The following is a 12983-nucleotide window of genomic DNA, read 5'->3' on the forward strand; positions in this document are numbered from 1 at the left end:
TCTGTTGGCTGACTTCCTCGTGAGCGGTTTTACTTGCGCGCGCCCACGTGATCGAATGCCTGCGGCAGATCCTTCACACCACGACCGCGGCCGGAAAGCGACGGGTTGGTCATGAAGTAATCGTGGGCCGAGAAGGGCTCTTCAAGATGGCTGACATCGATACGATGATAGCTGCCGTCTTTATTGAGATACCAGGTCTGGGCCTCGTCATTGAGGTTGGCCACCATGATCTGATCGAGCACCTGACGGTGGACGGTCGGATTTTCGATCGGTATCAGGGTTTCGACGCGACGATCAAGGTTGCGGCTCATCCAGTCGGCGCTGGAGATAAAGACGCGCGCCTGATCTGACGGCAGGGCATGGCCATTGGCGAAGCAGACGATGCGCGAATGTTCGAGGAAACGACCGACGATCGACTTGACCCGGATGTTTTCCGATACGCCGGGCAGGCCCGGACGCAGGCAGCAGATGCCGCGAATGACGAGATCGATCTGAACGCCTGCCTGAGACGCCTGATAGAGTTTCTTGATGATGGGCGGGTCGACCAGGGCATTGAGCTTGGCCCAGATCTGCGCTGGCTTGCCGGCCTTGGCGTTGATAATTTCCTGATCAATCAGATGGATAAGGCCTGGTTTTAAGGTAACGGGCGAGAAGTAGAGCTTCTCCATCATATCTGGGCGGGCATAGCCTGTGATGAAGTTGAATACGCGCATGGCGTCGCGGCCCAGTTCCGGATTGGCGGTAAAGAGCGACAGGTCGGTATAAACCTTGGCGGTGATCGGGTGATAGTTGCCGGTGCCAAAGTGGCAATAGGTGCGCAAGGACTCTCCTTCGCGTCGCACGACGACCGACAGCTTGGCGTGGGTCTTGTATTCGACGAAACCGTAGACGACGTGGACGCCGGCGCGTTCCATGGCACGAGCCCAGCGCAGGTTGGCTTCTTCGTCGAAGCGCGCCTTGATTTCGACAAGCGCGGTGACATTCTTGCCCTGTTCGGCGGCTTCGATCAGCGCCGCGACGATGGGGCTGTCCTTCGAGGTGCGGTAAAGGGTCTGTTTGATGGCGATGACGTTGGGATCGCGCGCCGATTGCTTCAGGAATTGCACCACCGCATCGAAGCTCTCGAAGGGGTGGTGAACCAGAATGTCCTTCTCGCGGATGGCGCCGAACACATCGCCGCCGTTATCGCGGATGCGCTCGGGGAAGCGTGGTTCGAAGGGTTTGAATTTCAGGTCGTTGCGGTCACGCGGGATCAGTTGCGACACCTCGGCCATTCCGAGAATGCCGGTGATATTGACGACGTCTTCGGCGGCGGCGTGCAGGTGGCCTACGATAAAGGCGCGCAGGTCATCCGGCATGGTCGAGTCGATCTCGACGCGCACGACAGAGCCGAGACGGCGCTGCTTAATGAGAGCCTCGAACTCACGCACTAGATCTTCGGCTTCTTCTTCCATTTCGATATCGGAATCGCGCAGGATGCGGAACAGACCGCGTGAAATGATATCGAAGCCGGGGAAAAGCTGGTGCAGGAACAGCGAGACGAAATTCTCAAGCGAGATAAACTTGCGGCGTGTGTCACCCGCCTTGCGCGCGGCCGATTCGACTTCCCAGAAGCGCTTTACGCCAGTCGGGATCGGCACAAGCGCATACATGGTTTTGTTGTCCTTGCGGCGCACCAGCTTGAGGACGATCGAGAAGCCCAGGTTGGGAATAAACGGGAAGGGGTGAGCCGGGTCGATCGCCATCGGTGTCAGAACCGGGAAAAGCTGGCTTTCGTATAGCTTTTCCAGCCAGGCCATATCGGTCTTGTTGACGTCCTTGGTGGACAGCAGGTTAAGGCCATTCTCGTGCAACTGGTTACGGATATGCGACCAGATTGCCTGCTGCTTGCTCATCAGGTTGCCGGCTGCGCTATTGACCATCTCCAACTGCTCGTGCGGCGTGTGTCCGTCGACGCTGAGCACGCGGACACCTTCACGCACCTGGCCTTGCAAACCGGCCACGCGCACCATGTAGAATTCATCGAGGTTGTTGGCGGAGATCGACAGGAAGCGCAGGCGTTCCAGCAGAGGATGGCGTGGGTTCTTCGCTTCTTCGATGACGCGCTGATTGAAGGCCAGCCAGCTCAGTTCACGATTGATATAGAGCGACGGATCGAGTGTCGCGTCATTGCTGAAGTCAAAAGCTGGCGTCGTGGCATGGCTGCTGTCCTCTGGCGCTGATGACGCATCGGAAGACATTTGCACAGCCATATTCGAATCAATCATATCGGAATCACTTTTGCTCAATTTTTGCAATTTATAGCGCTCAACCCTTAAAAACTACCCAAAAAAACCGTTGAGGTTACTGCGATTTCATCAGGGCGCACCGGTTTCCGGTTCGAAAAAGTCGCCATTCTGATCGAAGAAGGATTTGGCCAGGGCGCGGTTGAACGCACGTCCATTGGCATAATGCTCCAGTTCTGTGACAATTTTTTGTGCAGCCCCGACCGAACGGTCCATGCGCCGGGCAATATAGTCGATAAAGTCGGGGGAGGGCGAGATCGCACGCTGAGCGAACAGCTTGTTGAGGATGGCGATGAGGAGGTCTTCGTCGGGTTCGGGCAGGCTCAGAATGCGCATGGCATTGAGCCGGCTACTCAGGTCGGGTAGCTTGACATTCCAGGCAATCGGTTGGTTTTCGGTTAGTAAAACAAGTTGCTGCCCGAATTTTTGAACGTGATTGCACAGGTGGAACAAGGCCTCCTCGGAAGCGTCTTCGGCATCATCGACTACGTAGGCGGTGCTGGCGAGTTCATCTAGGCTATACGTTTGCATTGCGCTCAGGAAGCGGCCGCCTGTATGGTCGGCAAAGATATGGCCGAGATGGGTTTTGCCGCTGCCTTTGGGCCCCATCAGGATCAGATGCGGACTCAACCATTGATCAGGATGCATGAGCACGGCGAGTGAGGTCGTCAGCGCCGTATTGGCGATGAAGTTGTCGCGGCTGAAGCGATCCGGCGTCTCCAGGTCAAGGGGCAGTTGCAAGGACATGGCTCTAATGTAGAAGTCCCGCGCCGGAATAACAATGCGCCACCATCAGATAAAGCGTGGATGGCTGTCTGGAGATTGTGAGTAGAATCAAGGCCGCGACGCCATGATTCGCGGCAAAATGCTTGACAAGCCCGGCACATCATGTCCCTTACGGCGCAACAAATTTCCTTATCTTATTGGCTGTTTCATGCATATCTATCGCTCCCATACCTGCGGTGCCCTGCGCGCCTCCGATGCCGGTTCGCAAACCCGCCTTTCGGGCTGGATTCATCGCAAGCGAGACCACGGCGGCCTGCTGTTCATCGACTTGCGTGACCATTACGGCCTGACACAACTGGTCTTCGATCCGTCGTCGCCGGGTTTCGCAAAGGTCGAGCGTCTGCGCGCCGAAAGCGTCATCCGCGTCGATGGCAAGGTTGTGGCGCGTGACGGTGCCACCATCAACGCCAACCTGCCAACCGGCGAGGTCGAGGTCTATGTCGCTGAGGTCGAAGTGCTGTCGGAAGCCGCCGAACTGCCGCTGCCGGTCTTCGGTGAGCCTGACTATCCCGAAGAAATCCGCCTGAAGAACCGCTTCCTCGATCTGCGCCGTGAAACCCTGCACAAGAACATCGTGCTGCGTTCGCGGGTGATCCACTCGATCCGCCAGCGTATGGTTGATCAGGGCTTCCTTGAATACCAAACGCCTATCCTGACGGCCTCGTCGCCGGAAGGCGCGCGCGACTTCCTCGTGCCGTCGCGTCTCCATGCCGGCAAGTTCTACGCGTTGCCGCAGGCGCCGCAGCAGTTCAAGCAACTGTTGATGGTTTCGGGTTTCGATCGCTATTTCCAGATCGCGCCGTGTTTCCGGGACGAAGACCTGCGCGCGGATCGTTCGCTCGAATTCTACCAGCTCGACGTTGAAATGAGCTTTGTGACGCAGGAAGATGTGTTCGCGGCGATTGAGCCTCTCATGCACGGTCTGTTCACGGAATTCGGCGAAGGTAAGCGCGTCTCGTCCTATCCGTTCGTGCGCATCCCTTACCGTGAATCGATCGCCAAGTACGGTTCGGACAAGCCCGACCTGCGCAATCCCATCGAGATGCAGGATGTCTCCGAGACGTTCCGTGGCGGTGGTTTCGGCCTCTTCGCGCGTATCCTCGAAAATTCCGCCAATGCAGTCTGGGGTATTCCGGCGCCGAAGGGCGGATCGCGCGCCTTCTGCGATCGCATGAACTCGTGGGCGCAGGGTGAAGGTCAGCCCGGCCTTGGCTATATCTTTTGGTCGGAGGATCAGGGCGCCTGGGGTGGTCCTATCGCCAAGAACCTCGGTCAGGACGCTACCAACGCGCTTATGGCACAGCTTGGTCTTGGCCAGGGCGATTCCGCCTTCTTCGTGGCCGGTGATCCGAAGGTGTTCTACAAGTTCGCCGGTTCTGCCCGCACCAAGGTCGGCACCGATCTTGGATTGGTCGATGAAGATCAGTTCAAGTTCTGCTGGATCGTCGATTTTCCGATGTTCGAATTCAATGATGAAGAAAAGAAGGTCGACTTCTCGCACAATCCGTTCTCGATGCCGCAAGGTGAGATGGAAGCACTGCAGACGAAAGATCCGCTCGATATTCTGGCTTACCAGTACGACATCGTCTGCAACGGTTATGAGTTGTGCTCTGGTGCGATCCGGAACCACAAGCAGGATATCATGCTGAAGGCCTTCGAGATCGCTGGCTATGACGAAGCGTTCGTTGAGTCGCAATTTGGCGGTATGCTCAACGCCTTCAAATACGGCGCACCGCCGCACGGTGGTCTTGCGCCAGGTATCGACCGTATTGTGATGCTGCTTGCTGGCCAGCAGGCCATCCGCGAGGTCATCGCCTTCCCGCTGAACCAACAGGGGCAGGATGTGATGATGAGTGCGCCTTCGGATGTGCTCGATAAGCAGTTGAAAGAACTGCATATCCGCACGCAGATGCCGATCAAGGTGTCCTGATTTCTGGGGTTTTGGGGGCCGTGTCCCAAAAACCTTGCCTTATTCAAAGAAAAAGCCTCGCCGATCTGGCGAGGCTTTTTCTTTGAAAGAGATAAGACTTGGGGCCATTGGCGCCAAACCCCAGAAATCAGCAGCTCTTATTGCACTGTGCAAACCGGAATGCGCAGACCGGCAGGCAGTTGCGTGGCGCGGTCGCCGCAGGTCTGGTCCATCTGGCGCTGCGTCAGGCCGGTCGCGGTGCGCATTTCCGCACCGGAGAAGTTGACGCCGGAGAGGATAGCACCTTTGAGGTTGGCGTGTTCGAGATAGGCGCCGACGAAATTGGCGTTGGTCAGGTTGGCACCGGCGAAGTTGGCACGGCCAAACAAGGCAGCGGAGCCATTAATGTCACGCAGATCAGCGCCAGCGAAGCTGGTGCCATTGAAAATGCCCAGACCCATATCGGCTTGACGCAGACGGGCACCGGCGAAGTTCTTGTTCTTAAGGGTGCGATTATTGAAATCGGCCTGGAAAAGATTGCACTTCGGGCAATTGGCGCCATTTTGTGCCGCACTGACCTGAGAGGCATTCTGAGCCATAGCCGGTGCAGCCAGGAAAGAGGCGGCAAGAAAGACAAGCGCTATACGTTTCATAAAAGGACACCTTCGCTAAGATTTGCAGGAACACCAGCAAGAGGCGGGCCAATACCGACATTACCGATCCTCTACATCATCCTGGCTTACCAAGGCCTTATCAGGTTCGGATTTTTTACGATTACCAAAAGGCACCACCACCAGATTATCGGTAGCTGTACCGCGTGCGAACCCCTTCGAAATCAGTTGCGACGCCGGCATGGCGTTGCTGGGCGCATCGTCGGTCTCCGGCAGCGCATCGCCATGGAAATAGCCCTGGCCCAAACCATCGGCATTCAGTTCTGAAGGATCGGCGTTGGAAAGATCATCGCGTTCGAGATACGAAATGGCCAGTTCGCGGAAGATATAATCAAGGATCGAGGTCGCCGACTTGACGCGATCATTGCCGGTCACGGGGCCCGCTGGCTCGAAACGCGTGAAAACATAGGCCTCGACAAACTCTTCAAGTGGCACGCCGTATTGCAGACCGATCGAGATAGCGATGGCGAAATTGTTCATCAGCGAGCGGAAGGCGGCGCCTTCCTTGTGCATGTCGATGAAAATTTCGCCAAGTGTACCGTTTTCATACTCGCCGGTATGGATGTAGACCTTGTGGCCGCCCACGCCCGCCTTCTGGATATAGCCCTTGCGGCGATCCGGCAGCTTGGTGCGCGTCCGTTCGCGCTCTACGATTTTTTCAATGATACGTGCAGCGGTTTCCCTGGTGGGTGCGGGCTCGGAAGTGCGTTTTGGCGCTTCATCGACATCGGGAATATCGAGCGCGAAATCCAGTGGCGCCTCGGCGCGCACCACGGAAATGGCGCGCAGGCCGGAACTGGCCGCGAGGGAATAGAGTTTCATGACGTCTAGCACACCCTGATCCCAGGCCAAGGAAAACGGGGCTACGGCCGGCGCATCGAGCAAGGCTTCGATCTGTTGTCGCAACTGGATTTGCGCCTTGCGACCGACGGGTGCGAGCAGATGGTAGGTGGCGTCACTGACCAGTTTGAGGGCTTCGGGGTCTTTGTGGCCAAAAATATGGGCCTCGGCCATCACCACTTCTGTTGGCGAAAAGCCCATGATGTCCAGAAGGTTAAGTGACGGATCTGACAGATCGCTTTCGCTCAGGCCCCAAATGTCCTGGATAAAGGCGGCATCGATATGACGCACTGAAAACACCTCGGCGAGGCTGGAAGACGTGAGCAGGGCCGCTTCCAGCCGGTCGATCTCGAACTCGCTCAGGCCCTTTGTTTTCAAAGCGCTGACGTGGATATGCGGCGCATCGATCAGGCTGCGATGCCCCATAAGCACGCCGCGTACATCCCCCCATGTCTGAGATATGGCCTGCAGGCCCTTGATAACGCAGGCTTTCACCGTGGGGACGAAAATACCGTCTTCAGTTTCCATGACCGTCAGCAGATCGGTGACGCCGCGATCGCCGAGGCTAACGCCCAGGCGCAAGGCCAGTTCGGCATCATCGAACAGACCGGTGACCTGAGCATTGCGCAGGCCGGTTTTCTTGGCCAGTTTGAGCGCGGTCTGGATCAGGTCAAGCGCGTGTGATTTGAGCCCGGCATGGCCTTTGAGCGCTGTGATCTGATACAGGCGCTGACTAAGACGGTCGGTTTGCTCGGCCTTGTCACTGGCAAAATCGCCATAGGCGCCGATATGCGCGGCCAGGGTCGCCGAGGCATGGGCGGCGGCGGCTTCAAACAGGGCGAAGATATGGGTGGCGAGGCCTGTACCCGCCTTGTCATTCAGGCTCAGACCCTGACCCATAATCGCTTCGCCAAGGCCGGCAAGAGTCAGGCTCAAGGGGCGTATCGCGTGGCGGCGCTGGCTGTCTTCCAGGGTGGACGAGAACCCGATGGCGGCTTCTATATCGAGCGCTTGTGTCCACAGACCTATGGTTTCGATAAAAGCTTCGCTGGCGAAGTCGCCAAGATCATCGAAAAACCTATCAATATTGATGGCGGCGCTGGCGGCAGAATTGTGCGCTTCCACCACCTCGGCATCATGCGGATTAAAAACAATATGCATGGCGCCTGTTTCGAGCGCGGTTTCCGCCGCTAGAACCGATGATGGATCGCCGGCGCTTAAGAGGTCGCGCTCACCGATAACGGCGCGAAGGCGCGGCTTGGCAGGCGAGGGCGAGGGCATTCGCGACCAGTCCGCAGGCACCATGCCCTGACTGATCTGGATCTGCCGTGCGATCAAGGTGTCCGAGGCGCCAAAGCGACGCGCCTTGCTGGCGGCGCGTGCAAGTGCAGGATTGTGTTTCAGGCTGGCGCGCTGGTCGCCTTCGGAACGATCGATGGCGTGGCTGATGTCATCGAGCGCCTGTGCCAGTCGTGTCTGGGCCGCTGATGCCAGAGTCGTGGTGCGCGCTTCGATCAACACTTGATTGAGCGATTGCCGGCCTGCCGGATCGTCGAGGAACAAGGACACGCTGTCAGCAAGAGGGGGCAGTACGTCACCGGCCGTTGGGTGCACACGATGGCCGGACGCCATTCCAAGGGCCGGTGCCGCCAGTCCGGACAGCAAGGTCATTTCGATGGCTTCAGCGAAATTTGCGGCCATGGCAGCATCCGCAAAGTGACCGAGGCGCAGGCCCCATTGCGCCAGACGATGCGCGAAGGTGGCAATCGCGCCATCAAAAACATTGGCTTGGGGATCGATGGCAAGCGACGCGGCGCCCGCCGGCAGGTCATTCGGCAGCGAATCAGCCCAGTCCAGCCACGCTTCGACTTGGACCGATGTCAGGTCACGGGGGCACAAAACCTCGCTGAAAGCGACGGAGCGTTCGATCTCGCGCAGTTCCAGATCGTTCTCCCGGCCGAGCGCGCGCAAGGCGGATGACAGATAGGGCATGTGTAATCCTTAAATCTACCGGACATTATCCCCAGATGTAGCGTTAATTTTTACATACATCAATAAATCTGGTGTCCCTTTGCATATTCATCCACAATATGTTGATGTCGTGGTGGCTTTTTGCCGCGCACAATATTTTCCAGTCCGGCTTTACCTGCGCACGCGGGCTCTTTATAGTCGGGAGTTGAATTTCGGGGCGTGTGATGCGTCTCTGGTAAGGATATATGACGATGCGCTGGTTGCTTAATTTACTCGCTCCTTCTTTTACCTGGTGGAATGGCGCCACGCTCGGCACGCTCTTTACCATTGGCAAGCATGGTCGCCAGGTCGGCACGGACGAGTTTGGCAACCGCTATTTTGAAGGTCGCACCGCCAAGAACAGTTACGACACGGGCCGTAAGCGCCGCTGGGTACTGTACAACGGTTATGCCGACGCCTCGAAGATTCCGCCCGATTGGCATGGCTGGATGCATTACACCTATGACACGCCGCCTTCGGAAGAGCCTCTGCGTCGCAAGGCCTGGGAAAAGCCCCACATGCCGAATATGAGTGGCACTCCCTATGCGCAGTTCCCATCGGGTTCGCTCAATGCAGAGGCCGAACGCCAAAAGACGACCGGCGATTACGAAGCCTGGAAACCCTAACCGGAGCGACCCCTTATGAAGCGCGTCACCGTTTCCGGATGGGCTATGCTTGCGGCTGTGGCGGCGTGCGTGGTTATTCCGGCCTCCGCCCAGGTGCCACCGCCCGATCGTGGCGGCAATGGTGGTGATGCGCCGCACTATGTCGATAGCGCGGATTACGATCCGCAGCCCTATTATGTCGATGGCGTGCAGTATAAGCCCTATGTGCCGGAAAACAAAAAAGCCAAGCCGGCGGCCGAAGCGGTCAAGCCTGCGCCCACTCCGGTAACACCAACCGATACGCCGGTGAGTGAACTCCATCCGTTTGTGCCGCAACAGACGCCGGCCAAGGTGGCGCAAGCCGAGGCAACCTCGAAATCAGCATCGTCTTCTGAGGCTAGCGCGTCATCCTATGCGCCGCAAAAACGTGCCCGCTATGCCGTGGCAATAATTGAGGCGCTCGATAAGGTGACGGCGGAAAGCGTGCGTTTTGAGGCGCCGATCGGCAAGCCTATCCGCTACAAGGGCCTGATCTATACGGTCAAGGCCTGCGAGACAACGGCTGAAGACGAGCCGATGTCGGATGCCATGGCCTATGTACGCGTGCGCACAAATCCGACGGCGGCCACCAATACGTCACCGGCGATCAAGTCCAAGGAAGTTTTCCGCGGCTGGACGTTTGCCTCGACTCCGAGCCTCAACCCTATCCAGCATCCGGTCTATGATGCCTGGGTGATCAGTTGCCGGCACCCCCTCGTCAGCACCACGAGCTAAGACGTGAGGATATCCATGACATCGCGCCCAGAAGCCGTGCGCGGCAAATCATAAAAATCACCTTTCAGGTCGATAGCCTGCTCCAGCTTGACCAGGTAGTCGGCCTTCGGCAGTTCGATTACGCCGAACTGGCTCAAATGGTCAGTCTGGAACTGGCAATCGAGCAGGCTGAACCCGCCGGCTTTCAGGCGTGCCACCAGATGCACAAGGGCGATCTTGGAGACGTCGCGTTCGCGCGACACCATGCTTTCACCAAAGAAGGCGCCGCCGATAGAGACCCCGTACAGGCCGCCCAACAGTTGACTGTCATCGCCCTTGGACCACACCTCGACGCTGTGCGCCAGACCCCGCGCGAACAGCGCCTGATAGAGGGCCTGAATCGAGTAGCTGATCCAGGTCGAGGTGCGGTTCATGGCTTCCTCGGCGCAAAGTTCGATGATCTGGCTAAAGGCCGTGTCAATGCGGATGGTATAGGCATCCTTGCGCACCGTGCGGGCAAGTCGCGACGGTATGTGAAAGCCATCGAGCGGCATGACGCCCCGCATCGGCGGATCAACGAGGAACAGATAGTCGTCATCGCGCGCATCCGACATCGGGAAGATGCCGGTGCGATAACAGTCGATCAGGTCATCAAGGGTGAAGTCAGCCAAGGCTTGCGCCGCCGTGTTGTGGGGCAGGGACGTTACGCCCCTGCTTCTTGCGCCTTGATCCAGTTTTCCAGCCAGTGGATGTTGTAGTCACCTGACTGGACGTCCTTTTCCTGCAGCAGGTCGAGGAAGAGCGGGATGGTCGTGTCGATACCCGTCACCACCGTTTCACCGAGCGCACGCTTGAGGCGGGCAAGGGCTTCCGGACGGTCGCGGCCGTGCACGATCAGTTTGCCAACCAGCGAGTCGTAATAGGGCGGGATGGCGTAACCGTTATAGATCGCCGAATCCAGGCGCACACCGAGACCGCCGGGCGCGTGGAAATCAGTGACCGTTCCGGGGGAGGGCACGAAGGTGCGGGCGTTTTCAGCATTGATGCGGACTTCGATCGCATGGCCCTTGAGCTTGATATCGTCCTGGGTGAACGACAGCGGTAGGCCTTCGGCGATACGGATTTGTTCGCGCACCAGATCGATATCGGTGACATACTCGGTCACCGGATGTTCGACCTGAAGGCGGGTGTTCATCTCGATGAAGAAGAACTCACCGTCCTCAAACAGGAACTCGATTGTGCCGACGCCGAGATAGCCGATCTTCTTGATGGCGTTCACGACGATCATGCCGATCTTGTCGCGTGCGGCGTCATCGATAGCCGGCGAAGGCGCTTCTTCGAGCACCTTCTGGTGGCGGCGCTGCAAGGAGCAGTCGCGCTCGCCGAGGTGGACGACATTACCGTGGCTGTCGGCGATCACCTGGATCTCGATGTGGCGCGGCTTTTGGAGATAGCGTTCCATATAGACCGTCCCGTCACCAAAGGCGGCGGCGGCTTCGGTCTGGGCACTGAGCACGGCTTCGGCGAGAGACTCCGGGTCCTTGGCGACCTTCATGCCACGTCCACCACCGCCGGCAGCGGCCTTGATGATCAGCGGGAAGCCGATCGTTTCAGCGGCTTCCATGGCTTCCTCAACGGTCGAAACGCCGCCATCGGAACCTGGAACAACCGGGATGCCGGCGTCCTTAGCGGCTTGCTTGGCGGTGATCTTGTCGCCCATCATGCGGATATGTTCGGGCTTCGGACCGATGAAGGTCATGCCGTGGGCGCCGACGATCTCGGCGAAACGGGCGTTTTCCGATAGGAAGCCGTAGCCCGGGTGGATCGCCTGGGCACCGGTGATTTCGGCGGCGGCGATGATCGACGGGATATTGAGATACGACTTGGAGGCCGATGCAGGCCCGATGCAGACGGACTCGTCAGCCAGATGCACGTGCATGGCAGTGCGGTCGGCTTCGGAATGGACGGCCACGGTGGCGATGCCCATTTCCTTGGCGGCGCGGATGACCCGCAGGGCGATTTCACCACGATTGGCGATGAGAATCTTGTCGAAGGTTTTTACTGGGGAATCTTGAGTCATGTGTCTTACTCGAAGACGACGAGCGCTTCGCCGAATTCGACGGGTTGGGAATCGCTGACCAGAATCTGGGCCACAACGCCTTCACGCGGCGATGGAATAGGGTTCATCGTCTTCATGGCTTCGATGATCAGCAGGGTCTGGCCTTGCTTAACCTTATCACCTACCTTGATGAAGGCAGGCGTGCCGGGTTGGGCCTGCAGATAGACCGTGCCGACCATAGGCGATTTGATGGCGTCCTTGGCGACGGCGGCCGCTGCAGCGGGCGCGGGCGCGACATCGGCCGCAGCAACAGGTTCCGTGGGAGCCGGCGCATAGCTTTGCGCATAAGCAACGCTCGGTGCCGCCGTAAGCTGGCGCGCCACGCGGATCTTGAGATCGCCCTGTTCGACCTCGATCTCGGTCAGCTCGGTTTCCTTCAGGATGTCGGCGAGCTTGCGGATCAGCTTGGGGTCGATCGGATCGGCGGCGGGAGCTTTGGGAGTCGTCATGTGATAGCCTTGTACAAAGTCTTGAAAAATAAAGACTCTACTGTTTAACGAGGGTCAAAACGGCGCGAATGGCCAGTTCATAACCAATGGAACCAAATCCTGCAACAATCCCTTTCGCCGCCAGCGACACATATGAGTGATGCCGGAAGCTTTCGCGGGCGTGGGGGTTGGAGAGGTGGCATTCGATGATGGGGATACTCAACGCCTTGCAAGCGTCATAGAGCGCCACCGAGGTGTGGGTGTAGGCTGCGGGATTGATGATCAGCGCGCTGGCCTCGGTGCGGGCCTCCTGAATCCAGTCAACCAACTGACCTTCGTGATTGCTTTGCCGGAACACCAGACTGTGATCTGTGCCTTCAAGCAAGGCGGCGCAACGCGATTCAATATCGGCGAGGGTGTCGTAGCCATAAATTTCCGGCTCTCTTACCCCAAGGAGGTTGAGGTTTGGGCCGTTGAGGACATATATGGGCTTGGACATGAAACCTTCGTAGAAGCAACGAAGCAATTCTTCTAACGTGTCGGGAAGAGGCTCACAAGCCTAGTCTCGCATTGCAAC

11 protein-coding genes are annotated in these 12983 nt (G+C 58.1%); 3 read left to right on the forward strand and 8 right to left on the reverse strand.

Translation table 11 applies throughout. The features are described from left to right. Nucleotides 1–29 precede the first annotated feature (29 nt). Both B060_RS0101870 and B060_RS0101875 read right to left on the reverse strand, forming a co-directional pair. The gene (locus B060_RS0101870; protein ID WP_081606786.1) at nucleotides 30–2240 is read right to left on the reverse strand and encodes an RNA degradosome polyphosphate kinase; all 2211 of its coding nucleotides are present in this window, start codon (nucleotides 2238–2240) and stop codon (nucleotides 30–32) included. A gap of 117 nt (nucleotides 2241–2357) precedes the next feature. Further along, on the reverse strand, nucleotides 2358–3032 hold the full coding sequence (locus B060_RS0101875; RefSeq protein ID WP_018080052.1) for a P-loop NTPase family protein: 675 nt from the start codon (nucleotides 3030–3032) through the stop codon (nucleotides 2358–2360). 187 nt (nucleotides 3033–3219) lie between these two features. Between B060_RS0101875 and aspS the strand changes: the two genes are divergently transcribed. Continuing rightward, a complete protein-coding gene (gene aspS, locus B060_RS0101880) occupies nucleotides 3220–5001 on the forward strand; it encodes an aspartate--tRNA ligase (RefSeq protein WP_026172515.1) in 1782 nt (593 codons plus the stop codon). A 137-nt stretch (nucleotides 5002–5138) separates the two neighbouring features. Here the strand turns inward: aspS and B060_RS0101885 are convergent, their stop codons facing one another. Together B060_RS0101885 and B060_RS0101890 are read right to left on the reverse strand one after the other, a co-directional pair. Then, on the reverse strand, nucleotides 5139–5633 hold the full coding sequence (locus B060_RS0101885) for a pentapeptide repeat-containing protein (protein WP_018080054.1): 495 nt from the start codon (nucleotides 5631–5633) through the stop codon (nucleotides 5139–5141). Nucleotides 5634–5693: 60 nt separating this feature from the next. Beyond that, entirely contained in the window at nucleotides 5694–8483 is a 2790-nt protein-coding gene (locus tag B060_RS0101890; protein ID WP_018080055.1) for a TSCPD domain-containing protein, read from the reverse strand. A gap of 230 nt (nucleotides 8484–8713) precedes the next feature. Between B060_RS0101890 and B060_RS0101895 the strand changes: the two genes are divergently transcribed. Next, the gene (locus B060_RS0101895; RefSeq protein ID WP_018080056.1) at nucleotides 8714–9127 is read left to right on the forward strand and encodes an NADH:ubiquinone oxidoreductase subunit NDUFA12; all 414 of its coding nucleotides are present in this window, start codon (nucleotides 8714–8716) and stop codon (nucleotides 9125–9127) included. Nucleotides 9128–9142: 15 nt separating this feature from the next. After that, entirely contained in the window at nucleotides 9143–9880 is a 738-nt protein-coding gene (locus B060_RS0101900; protein WP_236621539.1) for a DUF2155 domain-containing protein, read from the forward strand. Here the strand turns inward: B060_RS0101900 and aat are convergent. Genes aat through aroQ form a run of 4 tightly spaced genes read right to left on the reverse strand, consistent with a single transcriptional unit; the run spans nucleotide 9877 to nucleotide 12905 of the window. Beyond that, a complete protein-coding gene (gene aat / locus B060_RS0101905; RefSeq protein WP_018080058.1) occupies nucleotides 9877–10530 on the reverse strand; it encodes a leucyl/phenylalanyl-tRNA--protein transferase in 654 nt (217 codons plus the stop codon). The two genes, B060_RS0101900 and aat, sit on opposite strands and share 4 nt — an antisense overlap. A 32-nt stretch (nucleotides 10531–10562) precedes the next feature. After that, complete coding sequence (gene accC / locus B060_RS0101910) at nucleotides 10563–11939, reverse strand: acetyl-CoA carboxylase biotin carboxylase subunit (RefSeq protein ID WP_018080059.1); 1377 nt, start codon at nucleotides 11937–11939, stop codon at nucleotides 10563–10565. Between the two features lie 5 nt (nucleotides 11940–11944). Then, on the reverse strand, nucleotides 11945–12427 hold the full coding sequence (gene accB / locus B060_RS0101915; RefSeq protein WP_018080060.1) for an acetyl-CoA carboxylase biotin carboxyl carrier protein: 483 nt from the start codon (nucleotides 12425–12427) through the stop codon (nucleotides 11945–11947). 37 nt (nucleotides 12428–12464) lie between these two features. Next, complete coding sequence (aroQ, locus tag B060_RS0101920) at nucleotides 12465–12905, reverse strand: type II 3-dehydroquinate dehydratase (protein ID WP_018080061.1); 441 nt, start codon at nucleotides 12903–12905, stop codon at nucleotides 12465–12467. Nucleotides 12906–12983 lie beyond the last annotated feature (78 nt).

It is taken from the genome of Asticcacaulis benevestitus DSM 16100 = ATCC BAA-896 (assembly GCF_000376105.1).
GTDB classification, from domain to species: domain Bacteria; phylum Pseudomonadota; class Alphaproteobacteria; order Caulobacterales; family Caulobacteraceae; genus Asticcacaulis; species Asticcacaulis benevestitus.